Raw genomic sequence first — 19011 nt, 5'->3', positions numbered from 1 at the left:
CGAAATTTCTCCGTCACTTCTGTAATTTTGCCACGATCTGCGGCGTGATCGCCTCAGCCGTCAGCCCGAAATGCGCATAAAGCGCCTTGATCGGCGCGGACGCCCCAAAGCTGTCAATGCCAAAGCGCAAACCATTGTCGCCGGTATAGCGTTCCCAGCCGAGCGTAACGCCTGCCTCGATCGAGACCCGCAGCGCATCGGCCGGGATCACATCGGCGCGATACGCGGCGTCCTGCGCATCGAAGCGCGACCAGCACGGCATCGAGACGACATCGGCCCCAACACCCTGCGCTTCGAGCGCCGCTGCAACCGCAACCGCGATTTCCACTTCCGATCCGGTTGCCATCACCACGACTTGCCGTGCTGCCGTTGCCGCGCGCAACCGGTAAGCGCCTTTCGCGCTCAGCATGTCGCCGCCGGTACGCTGCTGCTGCAAATTCTGCCGCGACAAAGCAAGCAGGCTCGGCCTGCCCTGTTCCGCCACCGCCAGCGCCCAGCATTCCGCCACCTCAACCGCATCGCACGGGCGATACACATCCAGATTGGGGATCATCCGCAGGCTCATCACATGCTCAACCGGCTGGTGGGTCGGGCCATCCTCGCCCACGCCGATCGAATCATGCGTCATCACATAGACGACCCGCGCCTGCTGGATCGCCGAGAGCCGGATCGCTGGGCGGCAATAATCGGAAAACACCAGGAAAGTGCCGCCAAACGGGATGATCCCGCCGTGCAGCGCCATCCCGTTCATCGCCGCCGCCATGCCGAATTCGCGGATGCCGTAATTGATGTAGCGGCCAGCATAATCACCCGCCGCCATCGCGGTGAGCGCCGGGGTCTTGGTGAGATTGGAGCCGGTAAGATCGGCCGATCCGCCGACCAGTTCGGGCATCGCTGCCGTCAGCCCTTCAAGCGCGAATTCGGATGATTTGCGCGTCGCGACCGACACCGGCACCCGATCCCAATTGGCAAAGGCCCAGCCCGCTGCATCCTCCAGATCAACCACACCGGCGATCCGGCGTTCGAATTCAGCGCGATCGGCATGCGCGGCCAATCGATCCTGCCAGCCCATGCGATCCGCCCCACCGCGCTTGCCGAAATCGAGCCAGGCCGCGCGGATATCGGCGGGAATCTCAAATGGGGCCGCATGCCAGCCCAGCGCTTCGCGGGTGGCGGCGACTTCATCCTTGCCGAGCGCCGAGCCATGCGTTTTCGACGTGCCCTGCTTGTTGGGCGCGCCCTTGCCAATGATCGTGCGGCAGCGCACCAGCGACGGGCGCGGATCAGTAGCGGCTTCGCTCAGCGCGCGATCGATATCATCGACATCATGGCCATCGCATTCAACGACGTGCCAGCCGCTCGCCCGGTAGCGCGCGGGGATATCCTCGCTGGAGGACAGGCTGACCGCCCCGTCAATGGTGATGCGGTTATCGTCCCACAACACATTCAGCCGCCCGAGCCCAAGATGCCCAGCCAGCCCGACCGCCTCATGATTGATGCCTTCCATCAGGCAGCCATCGCCGGCGATCACCCAGGTGCGGTGATCGACCAGACTATCGCCAAACACCGCGTTCAGATGCCGCTCGGCAATCCCCATGCCGACCGCCATCGCCAGCCCCTGCCCCAGCGGACCAGTGGTGCATTCAATGCCCGGCAGCTCAAAATTCTCCGGATGCCCGGCGCAGGGACTGCCAAACTGGCGGAAATTGCGAATGTCCTCGATCGTCGGCTCGGCATAGCCGGTGAGATACAGCAACGCATAGATCAGCATCGATCCATGCCCGGCCGACAGCACGAAGCGGTCACGATCGGGCCATTTCGGGTCGGTGGGATCATATTTCAGATGGCGCGTGAACAGCACCGTGGCGACATCGGCCATGCCCATTGGCATGCCGGGATGCCCCGAATTGGCGGCTTCGACCCCGTCCATCGCAAGCGCGCGAATGGCATTGGCGAGAGTTATCGGCGCGACGCCCATCGGTTGCTTCCCGGGTTGCCGGCCCGCGTGGAGCACGCATCATGGGCTAGGCAGGTGGATGATGTGGCGCGTCTTTGCTGTGGCAAGGCCGCGCCGTCAACCTTCTGATCGATTCGCGGCTTGCCGTGCGGTGCCGTCCTGCTACCTTACGCCATGGTCGACGTGCATTCCCTGTCGGCGGCTGATCGCATTGATCTGGCCCTTACCCGTATCGAAGCGGCCCTGGCCGATCGCCCCCCCGCTGCCCCCGCGCCCGCTGGAAACCCGCTTGCTGATGGCGCTGCCAGTGATTCCGATCTGGCTGAGCGCCATGCCGCGTTGAAGCAGCGCGTGGCCGAGGCGATCGATGCGCTCGACATGATCCTGTCGACACGCCAGTCCATGGGGGCAGAATAATGGCCGAAATCATGCTGAAGATCGGCGATCGCCAGCACCGAGTCGCCTGCAAGGACGGCACTGAGGATCATCTGCGCCGCATCGCCGCGATGATCGATTCGCGCTGGATAACCGCAACGCGCGCGTCGGGCGGTTTGAGTGACGAACGATCGATGCTGTTCGTGGCGCTGATGCTGGCCGATGCCCTTGACGAGGCCGAGCAACGTCCGAGCGCGGTGGCGGTTGGTGCCGTTGGGGGGGCGGCGGTGCCTGATCTTGATCGGCTGGCGGATCGGCTGGAGGCGATTGCTGCGGCGTTGGGATAGTGGGGTGGGGGTTGTGGGTTGGGAAGGTGCCCCAGTTTCGGACGTTGAACCTGCCTCAACATGCGCCCGGAACTGGCCATTCGTCCATCTAGCGGAGACTGTCCTACGAAAGGCGGCCGTTGGGACTTTCCTTCCGTTTCCTAGCGACATGTCGAACGCCGATCTTATCAGGAGCCGACATTCAGCATTTGCCTATAGCGCGGGCCTGCGCGTCGCTGAGGTATTGTTTCTCCGCGCCCCTGCATTTAACCCGTGGGTCGCTGCGGCAATCAGAGGGCCAAAATGATCCTCAAACTCCTCCCACAGCAAGTCATAGAGATTGTCTAATTGCTTCTTGAGCAGGCGCGTGGATCGATTGAAGTCACGCTGGATGCTGACCAAGCCTTCCTTGAACGAGCGATCAACATTTATGCGCCGGCCATATCGATCCGTACCCTTCATGCCGTGAAACTTGTCGTTGAAGAGTGAGGCGGTTTTGAAAGTCTGATCATCATCGGTGAACTCGCGTTCTTCGCCGTGATGAATCCGGCTGTTCCGCTCATTGCGAAGCACCTCCTGCTCGTCGAGCATCAACCCCAGGTGATCCGCGACAGCGCCTGGAAGCCGTCTCTTCTTAAGGTTGTGCAATGTGCATTTTTTAGGTTCTAGACCGAGGCGGTAAACCTCGTTCACCAAGAGGAGTGCGCAGTCGATGACAGAAATATAGCGCGTCAGAAATACGTCCGTGGTGACGGTGAGCCACTGGTAGCGGGTTAGAGCAAGATCGCGAAAATTCTTCGGCACAGGGTCAAGCCAAAGCATGTCGCCAACCATGTTGAGCGACTCAACCCGCTGCGCTAGACCCGTCAGCCAGTAGTTGGTGTCGATCGCATATTTGCAGTCCGGGTACTGTGCCAGCCCGTCATAGCTGTCGAAATTCAAGCTAACGATGCTGAGTCCATACACACGGCCGATAAAGCTATGCATGTCTGAGGACATGATGAAGCGTTTCAAAAAGCGGGTTCGCGCTCTCTTAGGCTTCTGTTCGTCACCACCGACATACTCAGTCTGGCATTCACTCATTGAGGCAGTGAACGATAAGCTCGGCGAACGTGTCCCAGATGGCCGTCAGATGATCGGGGGCCGGGGCAAGGCTCGACGAATGAACGTATTTGTTCAGGGTATCGACAGAGATGATGGCGTCCATGTTCCGGGCTTTTCGGACCACCTCCAGATAGCGTTTCGCCACCTTTCCTTTTGCACCTAAGTCCTCTGCGCAGCCTACAAGCTTTTTGACCAGCGCGTCCGGCTCAACGACGGTCGTGAGGCTTGCCTGCCTGATGTAATTATCGACCGAGAGTTCGATGAGGACACGGCAAAGGACAGCAATGGCGTTAGGGTGTGACTCAAGTTCTAGGTTGAACTGAAGCTCTTCCCAGATAGCGCGGTGTCGTTGCAAACGCCCGGACCACGCTACACCGTAATCTACATCCGGAATGAGGCGCGTGCGACGCTGAGGTTTTTGAGCTTTCGGCTTTGCCGTGGGCTTATCCGCTTTTCCCTTCGCGGCCTTCTTGCCACCGGCGTCGATTGCATCTGCCGCTGACGGGAGGATGCCCTCTTTCTCCAGTGCGTCTAGATAATCGGATTTGCGATCAACATCCCAAACATCGTCGAGTGTGATCCGGCGATTTGCGAGGTCGTCGACGATCCGGGCGAGAGCGGGCAGGACCGCTTCTTCCTTGCGGATAAACTGGAATTTTCCCTTAGACGCAGAAATGCCGACTCTGTTTCGGAATGGCTCAGCGGACAGCAGCCGGTTGAGGTTGCTGCGAGGCACTTTCTTGCGATCTGGCAGAAGGTTGGCTTGCGCAAGGCGCTCTTCGATTTCGTCCGCGACGTTTAGGCCACCACCCTTGCCAGTCCGATTGACGAAGGTGGTTTTCATCCGGCCATCCCAGTTGGCCTGTCCGACCCCACCCTGGCTCCCGGTATGGCGGCGGAACAATATCTCATCGATCTTGTCGCGATCGGTCTCAACGCGGCATGTAATTTTGGTCGGAAATGACCCGCTCCATTCAGCTTTCAAGCCAGAAAAAAACTTTTGTAGCTCGGACGATGGAGCGCGCTTCGGATTGGCCAGCAACTTCATGCATGTGATTCTGCGGTTGCCGTCAAAGACAATGAATGACTGACCTTCGGGATAAACCAGAGGCGCCTCATAGATGCCGCCGGAAACGGCGATATCGCGAGCGAGCTTTTTCATTTGGGATTGGTGGTGCGTGAACAGCCAAGCAATTGCGGCGGTTTCGTTTTCTAGCTCACCGTGCCGATCGTTGCCTCGATTGACATTTAACTTGCTCAACTCGACTGCTTTGTAGGTCACGCCAAGCTCCCTCGATCCATCCTAGGCGTAATTTCGTTTGGGCGGCAAGAGGAAGGCTTGATAAAGACGTGGGTTGTCCACACCTATCAAGCATTTAGATTGGAGTACCGGTGATCTGCTCCCAGCGAGTGGGCCGATTGGTTGCACTATAATTAAGAACATGGTCTTCGAACCGAAGAACTATCCTTGCCGTTCAGCCTGTTCGGGGCTTATTATGATCGAGAAAAGCAGTGACGGGTCCGATGGGGTTCGATCCCATGAACTCTCGATTAACAGTCGCTTGCCAGTTTCGCGCATGGCGGCTTTCGCAGGTCGAGCGCTAGAAGCTGACGGATTGCTGCTGGCCCAACATAAGTTATAAGTCGTTGGGCTCCCGCAGGCGCCAAGTGGCATCGCCCGCCCCCCCATCGCCGCCCTTGAGTAACCCACACAAAGCGCCTACCTAGGCAAGTGGCGGGTACTGCCCGGTACGAGCTTCACGAACATCCCTGAGGCGATTCTTCATCCTGGGGGGCTGTCCCTTCGCGGATCCTGGTCCGAGAAAATGGCCCCCACCTGACGTTACCGGCGTCAGAGGATATTCAGGCAAACGGCCATGGCGGTCCCGCCACCGCTCCCGGCCGGGGATGATGATGGTGCAGGCAGAAACGGCTGCAGAAAAGTCTGACCTGCGCGCCCGGATGCGGGCCAAGCGATTGGCCTATGCCGCCGTTGCGCCGCCGATCATCCCGCCCCGCGAATTTCTCGACAAAGTGCAGCCGACAAGCGTGGTCGCCAGCTATGTGGCGATGGCGGATGAGGCCGATCCGGGCCTGCTGACCCTGGCCGCGCATCAGGCGGGCTGCCAGATCGCCCTGCCGCACATCACGACACGGGCAGCGCCGATGCGCTTCCTGGCCTGGCGACCGGGTGCGCCGCTGGTGGACGGCCCCTTTGGACTGCGCCAGCCCCCGGCCGATGCCCCTGCCCTGTCGCCCGACATCATCCTGACGCCGCTGATCGCCTTTGATCGCCAGTTGAACCGGCTTGGCCAGGGGGCTGGCTATTATGACCGCGCCTTTGCTGCCCTTGCGGCGGTATTGAGAATTGGCGTCGCCTGGTCCATCCAGCGCGCAGAGGCGGTACCGGTCGATCCGTGGGATGTGCCTCTCCACGGCGTCATCGACGAATATGGCTGGAACGGACCGGAGCCGCGCTGAATGACCCCAAGCTGGCGTAAACCTGCGGGCGCGCTGATGATGATCGCGTCGATCTTCATCTGGGCCGTGCTGATCGCGAATTTGGCGGAGACGGTGTCGGGCTGGCCGGTCCTTGCCCAGATGCTGTTCTATGCCTTTGTCGGGATTATCTGGATCGTGCCGATGAAACCGCTGCTGCGCTGGATGGAAACGGGGCGCTGGCGGGTCTAGAGCCTGATGGCTTTGGATTGAACCAAACCATACGCCGTTCGCCCTGAGCGAAGTCGAAGGGCATGCGAAGCGCGTGGGCTTCGACTTCCCCCGGACCTGATCCGGGGCCGAACGGATGTGAGGGTCAATCGACCTAACGTCAGCACGATGCTCTAAGCGCGCCGCCACGTCATGACATGGGCATAGGGCGCGCGGCGATAGCGATCGGCCTTGGCCGGATCGCCCCCGGTCGGTGCTGGTTCGTCGAAAAAGGTCAGCCGCAAACCAGCATCGATCAACAACGTGAAATAGGTCGATAGCGGCCGATGCCAGTTGACGACATCAATCCCGCGCCACGCAGCGCGGGTCGGCCGGGTGATTAGGTAATCATCGATCGCGAAATAGCGGCTGCCGCCCCGCCAATCCTGCTGCCAGCCGCCCTGCACCGCGGCGGTGTTAAAACTATTGAGGTTGGCGATCAGCAGCATCCCGCCCGGCGCGAGCACCCGCGCCATTTCCGCAATTGCGGTGTCGATATCGTCAATGTCGATCAGCGACAGATAGGAAATGACGAGATCGAACGCCCCATCGGCAAAATCGAGTTGCTCCGCGCGGCCCAGCCGGTAATCGCCTGCCGGATCGCGGCGAATGGCTTCGGCGATCAGCGATGGCGCTGGATCAATCCCCGTGGCGGCGCTGACATGCGGGGCGATCATCCGGCAGAACCGACCCTCGCCACAGCCGATATCGAGCGCGCGGGAAAATCCCTGCCCCTCGATTCGCGCGCGCATGGCCGAATCGAGCACATAGCGCCGGGTAAAGTCGCCGGCCTCGCCCTGCGTCGAACCCGCGACCTCCGGCGTGACAGGCCGGCGCTCTAACCAACTGAGCTACACCCGCTTATAAAGCGTGAGGCGCGGCACCTAGTTGAGGTGCCGGGTGGTGTCAACCATCCTCGCAAAGGATCAGGGCGATGACGGCCGCGATGCGCGTTCGTCACGCCGCCGCTGCTGATCAAGCGTGCCATGTTCAAACAGGAATCCGGCAATATCCGGCTGCCCGGCCGCCCCGATCACCGTCTGCAAAATAATCAGCAATGGCACCGCGAGCAGCGCCCCTGGCGTGCCCCAGACCCAGCCCCAAAAACTCAATGAAATCAATATCATGATCGGGTTTATTGTCAGCCGATGACCAACAATGAAGGGGGTGATCGCGTTGGCTTCGATCAAATGCGCGCCAATGAGAATGAAGGCCGGGATCAGCGCCACCCAAATATCAGTGAACACCATCAACCCGCCCAGCGCGAGCAGCAGCGCGGCGACGATCGGGCCGAAATAGGGCACATAATTGAGCAGCGCGACGATGCCGCCCCACATCAGCGGATAGGGCATCCCCATCAGCCAGACGGCAAAGGCGACGAACAGCCCAAGCGACAGGTTGATCACCGTAATCGTGCCCAGATAGGAGGACGTATCGTCGACCACATCCTGGATCACCCGCGCGGTCGCCATTGCGCCGTCAAAGCTCGATCGGCTGGTGATCGTCCGCCGCCGCAGCCGCGTCCAGCCCGACAAGAAGAAGAACACCACCAGCGTGCCGAAAAATATCTGGATGAAAACCGTTGGCGCGGTGCTCGCGACCAGTTCCACCAGCGAGCGTGGTGGCACGCTGGTCGCCTCGGCAACGCGCGCCATTTTCTGGGCACCGCCGGCCGCGAGCTTCATCGCGGTATCATCAACATATTTGTTGAGGCTGGAATAGAGATCGAGCAGCGGGGCGATGTTCATTTGAATCTGCCCGATTCGCTCAGGCAGCATCCGGAAAAACTGCACCGCCGGCACGATGATCGCTGCCAGCGCGATATTCGCCGCTGCCAGGAACAGCAGCACGCAGGTAAGCGAGGCGAGCGCCGCTGGCATCCGGTGCCGTTCCAGCCATTCGAGCACGGGCACCAGCGCAACAGCAATCACCAACGCCGCCGTGACGGGGAGGAAAAACTCCGCCCCCGCCTTCAACGCAAAAGGCAAAGCCAGCGCCAGCCCGAGCCCTGCGATCAAGGTGAGCGCGGCCAGCAATCGATCGCGCCGCCGCGCGTCTTCATCCATCGCCACCGCCGCCTCCCCCGACGCGGCAAGGCCAAGCCCGCCGCCAGGCACTGCCTGCACATCGCCGCTAACAGGCCGCGGCGGCAGATCATCGTCGGATCGTTCAATGGGTCCAGGCGTTTGTTCCATCGGGCCATTCTAGCGGCATTCCACTCGCTTGTAATCCCGGCTAGCATCACGCTTATGCGCGACTATCTTCTTGTGATCGATGAGGGCACCACCTCAACCCGGGCAATGCTGTTGACGCCGGGCGGCGAATGTATCGCCACCCGGGCGATTGAGCTGACCCAACATTATCCGCAGCCCGGCTGGGTGGAGCATGATGCGGGCGAAATCTGGCGCCACAGCCTGGCAGTGACTGAGGCGGTGATCGCTGAGGCGGGCGGCGCAGACCGCATCGCCGCGATTGGCATCACCAACCAGCGCGAGACGGTGGTGTTCTGGGACAAGACCACCGGCGAGCCGCTCGCCCCCGCCATCGTCTGGCAGGACCGCCGCACCGCGAGCATCTGCCGCGACCTGAAAGAAGCGGGGCATGAGGCCGCCGTGCAGGCCAAGACCGGGCTGCTGCTCGATCCCTATTTCAGCGGCTCCAAGATTGGTTGGGCGATGGCCAATTGGCCGCACCTGAAGGAGGCGGGAGACCGGCTCGCGATCGGCACGGTCGAAAGCTGGCTGATCTGGAAATTGACCGCCACTGAAAACCGGGGCGGCCTGCACATCACCGACGCGACCAACGCCAGCCGCACCGCGCTGATGGCGATTGGCAGCGGCGGGTGGGACGATGGGCTGATCGACCTGTTCGGCGCGCCCGCCCGTGCGCTGCCCGAGATTGTCGACTGCGCCGGGCGCTTTGGCGAGACGACCTTGTTCGGCGCGGCCATCCCGATCTGCGGTATGGCGGGCGACCAGCAGGCGGCGGCGATCGGCCAATCCTGCCTGCAGCCCGGCGAGACCAAGGCGACCTTTGGCACCGGCGCCTTCATCCTGACCCAGGCGGGCGCGATCCCGCCCGTGTCGCACCACCGGCTGCTCTCCACCGTCGCGTGGCAGCTAGACGGCAAGCGCGCCTATGCGCTGGAGGGATCGGTGTTCGTGGCGGGCAGCCTGATCAAATGGCTGCGCGATTCGATCGGGCTGATCGGCACCGCCGCGGAGACCGAGGCGCTCGCCCGCAGCGTGGCCGATAATGGCGGGGTCTATCTGGTCCCTGCCCTATCCGGCCTGGGCGCGCCGTGGTGGCAGCCAGAGGCGCGCGCGAGCATTTCCGGCCTGAGCTTCACCAACACCCGCGCGCACATCGTCCGCGCCGCGCTGGAGGCGATGGCGCACCAGGCGCATGACCTGAAAACCGCGTTCGCGGCAGACGGGGTCGATTGGGCTTCCTTACGCATCGACGGCGGCATGGTCGCCAACAACTGGATGGCGCAGGACATGGCGGACATTCTGGGCATCACCGTGGAACGCCCCGCCTTCGCCGAGACGACTGCGCTGGGCGCCGCGATGCTGGCCGGCGTGGGGAGCGGGCTGTTCAGCGGGCTGGAGGAAGCAAGCGCGATGCGCGGCGCGGTGGAGGTGTTCCAGCCGGGCATCGACCAAGGCACCCGCATGAAACGACTCGACGGATGGGCGGCAGCGGTAAAATCAGTGATTGAAACGGTCAATTAAGCCTTAAACATTGCAGATCGTCCCATCTATATGGCCATTAATCCCGATTAAATGGAGTGATATATACACGTCGTCCAGAACTCGGCATCGAATGGCGGTGCCGAAATGGTTTCGGCGCCCTTATGAAAGACGCTCGAAATGACCAACCCTGCCCTCAATCTCTCGACCGGACTGATCACCACCGGCTTCCCCCTTGCCTTGCGCGGCTATGACGCTGTCAGCTATACGCAAGGGTCTGCACCGGTTGCTGGTTCGGCCAAGTTCGCCGTCGTCGAAGGCGGAGCGACCTATTACTTCACAAGCCAGACCAACGCTGATCTGTTTTCGGCCAATCCCGGCAAATATTTGCCAAGCTTTGGCGGTTTCTGCGCTTATGGCGTATCGGTCGGAAAGAAGTTTGACGGCGATCCTCAAATGTTTGCGATCGTCGATGGCCGCCTGCATCTAAATCTGAACGCAGATATCCAGGCTGCCTTCCTCGCCGACATTGGCGGCACGATCGCCAAGGCCGATAAAGCGTGGACCGACATTGCTGAAAAGGATGCCACAACGCTGTGAAGTCTCGAACTGGGCGGCGCTGTCAACGTCGCCCAGTTCCCGCTATATCCGCATTACTTGAGGAGACCTGCCGGCATGGACGTTCTCAGCGACATTCTCGACACGGTCGAGTTGCGCGCCGCGTTGTATTTCTCCACTGATTTTCGCCCGCCCTTCGGCATCCAAGTGCCTAGTTTTGAGCGGGCAGCGCGGTTTCATATGGTGGTGCAGGGCGAATGCCATGTCACGCTTGGCGACGGCAGCAGCATCAAGCTGATGCCAGGCGATCTCGTGCTGGTGCCCAATGGAAGCGCGCATTTATTGTCCAGCGACCCCGAACATGAGGGAGTAGCGCTTGAAGAAGCCTTTGCGGCTTCGGGCTTTACCGGCAAGGGGCCCTTTTTGTTGGGCCACGGCCCCGAAAGTTCAGGCTGCAAGATGGTGTGTGGCCATTTCAATTTCGCGCAAGGGGCAGACCATCCGTTGCTCCATGCAGTACCCAATCTGCTGCATATCACCGCCGCCGACCGTGCCGAGCGACCAATGCTGGACGATATCGTCCGGCTGATCGTGCGGCGCATGTTTTCAGGCGATGTGGGCATGACGGCATCCGTCAGCCGCTTGTCCGAAGTATTGTTTATTGAGGTTATGCGCGCAGGCATCGCCCAGGCTCCCGATCTTGGCCGGTTGATGAACGCTGTCACCGATCCGCATATCGGCCATGCGCTCTTGCTGATCCATGCTGATGTCGCGCGGCACTGGACCGTCGACAGCCTTGCGACCGCTGTCGCTATGTCGCGAAGCCGGTTTGCGGAACGATTTCGTGAACTCGTTGGGGTGGCCCCGATGGCCTATCTTGCCGAATGGCGGTTGCAACGCGCGTTACGGCTGATCAGCGGCAGTGCGGCGCCTGTAAAGGTCGTTGCGACTCAGGTCGGCTTTCAATCAGCCGCCGCCTTCACCCGCGCCTTTACCGAACGCTTCGGCAGCCCGCCAAGCCGCCTGATGCGAGACTACGCCGCCCCATAACGACTCCCATCGTCTTATAATCTTTACTCAGACGCCCAATTTGCACCCAGCGAATTGCCTTCACTTCAGCCCCATGACCTCATGCCGCAAGCCCCTGGTGCTTTGCGCCTGGGTCGCCTGTGCGTCTGTTCCGTTCCATAAAGGAGAACCCCGATGACCATCGTCACCCCCGAAACCGATCTGACCAATCCCCGCCGCGATTTTCTGCGGACAGCGGGCATCGCCACTGCGGGTATGACCGCGCTTGCGTTTCTGAACGCCCCTGCCACCGCCGCCGCCGTTAAGCGTCAGGCGAAGGCTGCAGGGGGCGGCGATGTGGGCATTTTGCAGGGCGCGCTCGCCTTGGAGCATGAAGGCATCGCTGCGTACACGATCGCGGGCGGAAGCGGCTTGTTGACGCCCGGCACGCTGAAAGTTGCCTTGGTATTTCTTGGCCATCACAAGGGCCACCGTGATTCGCTGGCAAATCTGATCGTTAAGGCAGGCGGTAAGCCCGTCGAGCCCAAAACCGATGCCGAATATGTTAAGGAGCTTAACCTTGGCGCGCTGAAAACCGAGGGTGACGTTGTCAAACTGGCGGCTGGCCTCGAACAGGGTGCGACCAATGCCTATGTCGGTCAGGTCGCGGCGTTGAAGGATCGATCGACGGCGACGTTGTTCGCGCAGCTTTCCACCGACGAAGCCGTGCATTGGGCGGTACTTAACGGCGCGCTCGGCAACAGCCTTCCTGCCGCCGCCTATCTATTCGGTTGATTGACGATGCGCCGCATTTCGCTTGGCATGGGCATATTGATGCTCGGGACGGGGGGCCTTGCCACCGCCCAAGCCCCCGCTGACGGCCAGGCCCTGTATCAGGCGAAATGCGGCGGTTGTCACTCGCTGGACGCCAACCGGATCGGCCCCGCGCATCGCGGAGTCGTTGGTCGGCGGATAGCGACCGCACCGGGCTATCCCTTTTCGTCCGCAATCAAAAAGCTGGCAGGCGTATGGACCCCGGCCCGGCTGGATAGTTGGCTGCAAAACCCGCAAAAATTTGCACAGGGCAGTAAAATGTATCTGATGGTACCGGATGCAGACAAGCGGGCGTTGATTATCGGGTATCTGGCGTCGGTATCACCGTCGCCGCCGAAACGCTGATCTGCGCCTGCTAACCTTTCGCTCAAGCCGCCACTCCCACCCGGTCCTCAAACAACCCCTTCAAATCCCTCCTCAAAAATCCCCCCCATTCCCATTCCTCGGCAGCGTCTCCTTCACAAACCGGATCGCCACCAGCGTCTTGAAGATCGCCAACCGCGCCTTCCCCCAGGCTTGCAGCTCGGCCTCGGTCGTTTCCATGCCGGGGGCTGGATGGACAAAGAAACGGGGCCGGTCCTGGGACCGGCCCCGTCGCAATCAACTCAGGCCTCAGTTCATTGTGCCATAGGTCGCGCCTGAACCAGCAAAGCCGACAAACACCCGACCGAACACATTTTTGTCGCCATCAATCGTACGAACGGTGTCCAGGCTGTTGTTCGGGAAGCCCATGGATTGCCAGGACGCGCCTTCGTCGGTTGATCGGTAGATGCCATATTGGCCGTTGACCGTGCCCGCGGCGAAAATCGTCGGATAGCCGCCTGCGACCTTGGGTTTGCCAAAGCCAAAGGCATGGACGCGGGAGATGCCGGGCACATCGGTCCAGGTCGCGCCGCCATCCACCGATCGCCGCAGCGGGACATCAGGATCGCCGCTCAACGGGCCGGGAGTGAAGAACAGGTGGCCTGCCTTGCCCGGCACTGAGTTCAAGGTCGCGTTGAAGACCGAGAAATTGGTGATTTCGCCGACAAACAACCGCGCCCAGCTTTTGCCGCCATCACTGGTGCGCCACACGCCCTGAATATTCGTGCCGGCAGCGTTATAGTAATAAAAGGTCGAGGGCAGGACACGATCAGCGGCGAGCACCTTGCGGTTCAGGAAATTGGCGAAGTGGGAATTATATTCGCCATTCACCTCGCCCGGCAGCCGGACAATCGACCAGCTGGCACCGCGATTAAGGGTATAGGCCGGCTGGCGATTCCAGCTGGGGAGCCAGATGATATTGTCGATGGTGTTGGCGGCAACGGCAATGTCGCCAAAGCCGAAACGCTGCTGCGGGAAGCCCAGCCGGATGGTTGGGTTGTCGGGATTGATCGACGTGTCGATCTGCGGGAAGCTGGCAAAGGTGGTCCAGTTCTTGCCGCCATCGATTGACCAGCCGGCCTGGGTCGGATCGCCCTGATCAGTGCAGCAATAGCGGTGATCAGAGGTATTGGCGACGATGAACCGGGGGTTGGCCGGGCTCCAATCGAGATCCCAGGCGCTGTTGAAATTGAAGGCAGGGCCGTGCGTGGCGGGGAATTGGTTCAAGGATTCGCTGTAGAAAATGGCGCGGTCCCACGCCGCCGTCACGGGCTGGCCACCCGGCGGGGCGATGATGTCGTTGATGACGAGCTGCTCGACGCCGCGGCTCGTCGCCTGCCAGGTCACCTTGCGGGTTGTGTCGTCAACTTGCGCGGTCCATACGCCGATGCCTTGCGCGATCCAGATCTTGCCGGGGATTTTTGGATCGAAATGCACCTGCGCGGTCGAGAAGAAATCTTCGCTCGTCCAGGCATGCCAGGTCACGTCACCGGCCGCGGTGCGCACGCCGGGCGTATCGAGCCTGGTCCATGTCGCGCCGCCATCGACCGTCCGCCACGGCTCGCCAGAGCCGCTAAAGACATAGACCCGATTGGGATTGGTCGGATCGATCGTCACCGTTTGCAGGTTGTTGGCGGGCGACACATTGGTCCAGACCCCGCCGCGATAGCGCCACACCGCGCCGCTGCCATTTGGCTTGTCGATCGCGAACAGCGTCCCGTCGCTGGCGATTTCCGATCGCCACCCCTGGATCGGGCTGTTGTTGCCGTCGGCGATCTTGACCCAGCCGCCGCCGCCATTGGCCGATCGCCAGATGCCGTTGCCCCAGGACGATGCGTAGACGACGCTCGTCTGGCTGCCGGTGCGCCCTCCGGCTGGATCGAAGAACACGCTGATGCCGCCGCCCGTATCCGTCACACGGCCCTGCGCGTCAAAGCGGTGCAACCCGACGGGGATTTCCCCGACCGTGGTCCAGGTGACGCCACCATCGCTGCTGCGCCGCAAGCCATCGTCGCGCGTGCCGACATAGACGATGTCGGCGTTGATCGGATCGACCGCGATCTTGTAGCTGCCGGTGCGATAATCGTCATTGGCGTTGGCCGCCGATTCACCGAAACCGGCACTGCGCGTCCAGCTCGCGCCCTTGTTATCGCTGCGATAGAAGCGGCTGTTGTAATACATGTAGAGCCGCTGCGTGTTGGTCGGCGAGATGACCACATCAGTAACGCCGCCGCCATTTGGCAGGCGTTCGTCTGCTGGCATGCTGGTGGCGGTGACCAGCTGGTTCCACTTGTCATTGGCCCATAGATACGCGCCATAGGTATCGGTACGGATGACGCGTTCGATGCCGTCACGGTGGAGATCGATACCGGTGATGAACCCGCCAGCGCCAATCGCCAGCGGCTTCCATACCGGCACCCCAGGCGTTCCTGCTGGCGCTGGGCGAACAGTAATCCTGACGCGATCAGACCCGATCACCTTGTCAGCCACTTTGCGTGACCAAATTTCGAACGTGTACGTCCCTGCCCGTGGCAACGTAACGCTGGTCGCCAGCGATGTCGGCGAGGCGATGATCGCACCAACCGGGCCACCGATCTGCCGCCACTCCACCCGCGTGCCATTTGAGCGCGCCGACAGCACAACCCGATTGTCCGGCAAGGTGATCGACTGATCAGGCCCGGCGTCAGTTGGCTTGAAGGCACCGACGCTGGCTGCAGCCACCACGACGACGGTCGCTGCGGTTGCGACGGCTGTCGCGACAGTGGCGGGATTGGCTGCCAGCGCAGCAGCCGAAAATGCCGAAATGCTGGCACTGCCCGTGATGGAACGAATTGAAATCATGAAAATTCTCCCAGTTTTTTTGGCACAGCCATTCAATCGCTCGGCCCGCGCCATTGGCGTGGACGGACGAGCGGTGGCAGCGGCGGAAATTAATTGGTCGGGGACCAGCAACGTCAGCGGCGCAGGCCTGTGCCGATGTCGTGCTGATGGGTGCGTTCTCTCCTGTTGCCGCCCGACTTTTCGTCATCGCGGCTGACCAGAGTTAACGTTTACCCGCCCTAATCAATCCTTGCCGCACATGGTTAATGGTGCTGGCAGGCAATAGCGGTGCTAGACCCCATCTGGGCCCGAACGCGCCGAGCAGTTTATAAGGGGAATCATGCGGTTGCGCGCCGACCGCACCGGCAATGGCGACACCCATGGCGCGGCCGCCATTAGGAATTAGGACCCTTTATGCCCAATGCCGCACCGTGAAACCGGGTCGGTTTTGCCGCAAAAGATGAAGATTGATCGGCAAGGATCAGGCCGCCATCCCCATCCTATCCTCAAACAGCACCTGCGAATCCTTTTGCAAAATCTTCCCGTTCGCGTTCCTCGGCAGCGTCTCTTTCACGCAAGGGATCGCCACCGGCGTCTTAATGTGCTCGGTCAGGGCATCACCGTGAGACGATGACGGCAATGCTTGATTCCCCCGAAAGCAAGCGGGTCGGTCTGTTTCGCCACCAAACTTCATATAAGGAGAATCATATCGTCGGCGCGGGCAAGGCGCGGTCGGTTCTGTTTGGAAGCACGATGATGGGAACGACATGCAACGCGCTCTGATAACGGCCACGGCGCTGGTTGCGCTGGCCATCGCTACCCCCGCCCATGCAGAGGCGGACGGCCAAGCCTGGCCAGCCGTCATTGTCCAGGGCAAGATCAAAGGAAACGCCCTATTCTGGCTGGAAGCGCAGCCGCGCATGACGGACGATGCGCAGCGGCTCGGCCAGTTGCTGATCCGTGCGGCAATCGGCGTCCAGCTTGGCAAGCGATCGTCCATGCTGTCCGGCTATGCCTTTATACGCACCGATCCCATCGACCGGCCGGTCACAAGCGAGCATCGCCTGTGGCAACAAGTGCTGTTGCCGCTCAGCCGGGATGGCGCCCCTTTGACCATCACCGGACGCACTCGGCTGGAGGAGCGCTTTGTTGAGGGCTCCGGTAGCGTCGGTTGGCGGCTGCGCCAGCAAGTGCGGCTGCAACACAAGCTGGGCAACACGTCACGGCTTTCGGCGGTGGTCTGGTCCGAACCCTTTTACAACCTGAACACGACGGACTGGGGCCAGCGTGCCGGGTGGGATCAGGTGCGCACATTCGGCGGCATCGCGATACCGATCAGCAAGCAGGTGACGCTTGAACCGGGCTATCTGAATCAAACGGTGTTTCGGCCTGGCGCTACCCGCCATAACCATATCGCGAACGTCTGGTTGATCGTTCGCCTGTGATGGGGCCGGTGGCCTCCGGTCCGGCCCCTCAGGCCGCCACCCCCACCCTATCCTCAAACAGCACCTTCAAATCCTTCTTCAGGATCTTCCCGTTCGCATTGCGGGGCAGCGTTTCCTTCACGAAGCGGATCGCCACTGGCGTCTTGAAGATCGCCAAGCGCGCCTTCACCCAGGCTTGCAGTTCGGCCTCGGTCGCTTCCATGCCCGGGGCGAGGTGGACGACGGCGGCGGGTTCTTCGCCTAGCGTCCGATGCGGGATGCCGATCAGCGCGCAATCGGTGACGGCGGGGTGGGCGTAGAGGACGTTTTCGACCTCGCTCGAATAGATATTCTCACCGCCGCGGATGATCATGTCCTTGGCGCGATCGACGATATAGACAAAGCCTTCCTCATCGAGCCGGGCGAGATCGCCGGTGCGGACCCAGCCGTTAACGAAGGTCGCCGCAGTCGCCTCGGGCTTGTTCCAATAGCCCTTCACCACCATCGGCCCGCGCGCCCATAGCTCGCCAACCTCGCCAACGGGCAACTCGGTCACGCCGTCCTCATCCATGATCTTCAGATCAGCGACAGCGACCGGGGGGCCGGCGCTGGTCGGGCGGTTGAGATAATCCTCGGCGGCGTGGCCGGTGACAGTCGCCATCGTCTCCGTCATCCCCCAGCCATTGCCGGGCAGCGCGCCGAATTCGGTATAGATGCGCTTCACCAGTTCGGGCGCGGAGGGCGCGCCGCCATAGGCGATCGTCTCCAAGGAGGAGAGATCATATTTCGCGCGATCAGGGTGCTCCAGCAATTGCCAGGCAATGGTCGGCACCCCGCCGGTGGCATGGACCTTTTCGCGCTCGATAATCTCCATTGCGCGGAGCGGATCCCATTTGCGCATGAAGATCATCGTGCTGCCAGCGGCAACCACGCCCATCAGCGCAGCGCTGCACGCGGTAACGTGGAAGAGCGGGATGACGGTCAACATCGTTTTGGGGGTCGGCTCAGGGATAGCCTCGCCGCGCCGCATCAGCGTGCGCGCCGCGCTATAGGCGCTCGAAAAAATGTTGGTGATCAGGTTGCGATGCGTGCCGAGCGCGCCCTTGGGATTACCGGTGGTGCCGCTGGTGTAGAAAATCGTCGCGTCATCCTCCGGGCCGATCGGGACCTGGGGCAGCTGCACATCGGGCAAGGCGGCCCATTCATGCGGGGTTCCGATCAAGTCCTCAAGCGCCGATGCATGGCCCGACAGCGGGGTGAGCGCGCGCGCGACAAGAATCTGTTCGATGGCGGGCAGCGCGCCATAGATTTCGGCGAGGCGTGTGTGGCGCTCGTCATCGAGCACGAGCAGCCGCGCGCCGCAATCATTGATGCCATATTCAAGCTCGGCTGCGGTCCACCACGCATTGAGCGGCACGATGATCGCGCCGATGCTGACGGCAGCGAAGAAGACGACCGGCCATTCGGGCATGTTGCGCATGGCCAGCGCGATGCGATCCCCCTTGGTGATCCCCAGCCCCTGTAGCTTGCTGGCGAGCGTGGCGACAGCACGAAAATGCGCTTCATAGGTGACGCGCTCATCCTCATGGATCGTGAATTCGCGGGTGCCATGGCCGCGCGCGAGCTGAACCAGCAGGGCAAGATTGGGGGGAGCATATTTCCAAGTGCGGGTCGGCACGCCGCCAATCGCCACGGTTTCCATTTCAAAGCGTGCCCCTGGCGCCGTCAGGGCTGCCTCAATCTCTGCAATCCCCATTTTGGGCCAAGCCGGGTCAAGCGCGATCAGGGGCTCGTTCAGCACGGAATCGGGCACAGTCTCTCTCCAACTCTTGAATTTCGGG

At 61.5% G+C, this 19011-nt stretch carries 18 protein-coding genes; 10 read left to right on the top strand and 8 right to left on the bottom strand.

The window, feature by feature from the left end:
• Nucleotides 1-13: 13 nt before the first annotated feature.
• A complete protein-coding gene (gene tkt, locus B7Y43_RS05855; protein ID WP_374130687.1) occupies nucleotides 14-1978 on the bottom strand; it encodes a transketolase in 1965 nt (654 codons plus the stop codon).
• A gap of 153 nt (nucleotides 1979-2131) precedes the next feature.
• Between tkt and B7Y43_RS05850 the strand changes: the two genes are divergently transcribed.
• On the top strand, nucleotides 2132-2374 hold the full coding sequence (locus B7Y43_RS05850; RefSeq protein ID WP_374130686.1) for a hypothetical protein: 243 nt from the start codon (nucleotides 2132-2134) through the stop codon (nucleotides 2372-2374).
• Nucleotides 2374-2679: a cell division protein ZapA gene (locus B7Y43_RS05845; protein WP_374130685.1), complete on the top strand. Its 306-nt coding sequence runs from the start codon at nucleotides 2374-2376 to the stop codon at nucleotides 2677-2679. Before B7Y43_RS05850 ends, B7Y43_RS05845 begins: the two co-directional genes overlap by 1 nt.
• Before the next feature lie 192 nt (nucleotides 2680-2871).
• Here B7Y43_RS05845 and B7Y43_RS05840 read toward each other — a convergent pair whose 3' ends face one another.
• Nucleotides 2872-3672, bottom strand: coding sequence for a Cthe_2314 family HEPN domain-containing protein (locus B7Y43_RS05840; protein WP_374130684.1), 801 nt, complete (start codon nucleotides 3670-3672; stop codon nucleotides 2872-2874).
• Between the two features lie 61 nt (nucleotides 3673-3733).
• Nucleotides 3734-5044: a hypothetical protein gene (locus B7Y43_RS05835; protein WP_374130683.1), complete on the bottom strand. Its 1311-nt coding sequence runs from the start codon at nucleotides 5042-5044 to the stop codon at nucleotides 3734-3736.
• 632 nt (nucleotides 5045-5676) lie between these two features.
• On the opposite strand from B7Y43_RS05835, the gene B7Y43_RS05830 reads away from it, so the two are divergent.
• Complete coding sequence (locus B7Y43_RS05830; RefSeq protein ID WP_374130682.1) at nucleotides 5677-6243, top strand: 5-formyltetrahydrofolate cyclo-ligase; 567 nt, start codon at nucleotides 5677-5679, stop codon at nucleotides 6241-6243.
• Nucleotides 6244-6453 (top strand): DUF2842 domain-containing protein, encoded by a 210-nt coding sequence (locus B7Y43_RS05825; RefSeq protein ID WP_374130681.1) that lies wholly within the window; start codon nucleotides 6244-6246, stop codon nucleotides 6451-6453.
• A 152-nt stretch (nucleotides 6454-6605) separates the two neighbouring features.
• On the opposite strand, the gene B7Y43_RS05820 is transcribed toward B7Y43_RS05825, so the two are convergent.
• Together B7Y43_RS05820 and B7Y43_RS05815 are read right to left on the bottom strand one after the other, a co-directional pair.
• A complete protein-coding gene (locus tag B7Y43_RS05820; protein ID WP_374130680.1) occupies nucleotides 6606-7223 on the bottom strand; it encodes a class I SAM-dependent methyltransferase in 618 nt (205 codons plus the stop codon).
• A gap of 174 nt (nucleotides 7224-7397) precedes the next feature.
• The gene (locus B7Y43_RS05815; RefSeq protein ID WP_374130829.1) at nucleotides 7398-8537 is read right to left on the bottom strand and encodes an AI-2E family transporter; all 1140 of its coding nucleotides are present in this window, start codon (nucleotides 8535-8537) and stop codon (nucleotides 7398-7400) included.
• A gap of 183 nt (nucleotides 8538-8720) precedes the next feature.
• Between B7Y43_RS05815 and B7Y43_RS05810 the strand changes: the two genes are divergently transcribed.
• From B7Y43_RS05810 to B7Y43_RS05790, 5 genes are all read left to right on the top strand, one after another.
• Nucleotides 8721-10205 carry a glycerol kinase gene (locus B7Y43_RS05810; RefSeq protein WP_374130679.1) on the top strand — a complete coding sequence of 495 codons (1485 nt, stop codon included), beginning with the start codon at nucleotides 8721-8723 and terminating at the stop codon, nucleotides 10203-10205.
• 138 nt (nucleotides 10206-10343) lie between these two features.
• Entirely contained in the window at nucleotides 10344-10763 is a 420-nt protein-coding gene (locus B7Y43_RS05805; RefSeq protein WP_374130678.1) for a YHS domain-containing (seleno)protein, read from the top strand.
• A gap of 75 nt (nucleotides 10764-10838) precedes the next feature.
• Nucleotides 10839-11771 (top strand): AraC family transcriptional regulator, encoded by a 933-nt coding sequence (locus B7Y43_RS05800; RefSeq protein ID WP_374130677.1) that lies wholly within the window; start codon nucleotides 10839-10841, stop codon nucleotides 11769-11771.
• Between the two features lie 153 nt (nucleotides 11772-11924).
• The gene (locus B7Y43_RS05795; protein WP_374130676.1) at nucleotides 11925-12524 is read left to right on the top strand and encodes a ferritin-like domain-containing protein; all 600 of its coding nucleotides are present in this window, start codon (nucleotides 11925-11927) and stop codon (nucleotides 12522-12524) included.
• 6 nt (nucleotides 12525-12530) lie between these two features.
• On the top strand, nucleotides 12531-12908 hold the full coding sequence (locus B7Y43_RS05790; RefSeq protein ID WP_374130675.1) for a cytochrome c family protein: 378 nt from the start codon (nucleotides 12531-12533) through the stop codon (nucleotides 12906-12908).
• A 72-nt stretch (nucleotides 12909-12980) separates the two neighbouring features.
• On the opposite strand, the gene B7Y43_RS05785 is transcribed toward B7Y43_RS05790, so the two are convergent.
• Together B7Y43_RS05785 and B7Y43_RS05780 are read right to left on the bottom strand one after the other, a co-directional pair.
• Nucleotides 12981-13106, bottom strand: a complete 126-nt coding sequence (locus tag B7Y43_RS05785; RefSeq protein WP_374130674.1) for a hypothetical protein — start codon at nucleotides 13104-13106, stop codon at nucleotides 12981-12983.
• A 69-nt stretch (nucleotides 13107-13175) separates the two neighbouring features.
• Complete coding sequence (locus tag B7Y43_RS05780) at nucleotides 13176-15767, bottom strand: WD40/YVTN/BNR-like repeat-containing protein (protein WP_374130673.1); 2592 nt, start codon at nucleotides 15765-15767, stop codon at nucleotides 13176-13178.
• 746 nt (nucleotides 15768-16513) lie between these two features.
• On the opposite strand from B7Y43_RS05780, the gene B7Y43_RS05775 reads away from it, so the two are divergent.
• Complete coding sequence (locus B7Y43_RS05775; RefSeq protein WP_374130672.1) at nucleotides 16514-17191, top strand: DUF2490 domain-containing protein; 678 nt, start codon at nucleotides 16514-16516, stop codon at nucleotides 17189-17191.
• Nucleotides 17192-17219: 28 nt separating this feature from the next.
• Here the strand turns inward: B7Y43_RS05775 and B7Y43_RS05770 are convergent, their stop codons facing one another.
• On the bottom strand, nucleotides 17220-18926 hold the full coding sequence (locus B7Y43_RS05770; protein WP_374130828.1) for a class I adenylate-forming enzyme family protein: 1707 nt from the start codon (nucleotides 18924-18926) through the stop codon (nucleotides 17220-17222).
• Nucleotides 18927-19011: the final 85 nt, after the last annotated feature.

Source organism: Sphingomonas sp. 28-62-20 (assembly GCF_002281505.1).
The sequence above is the reverse complement of the archived record's forward strand: the minus strand, read 5'-3'. Positions and strand labels throughout refer to the sequence as shown.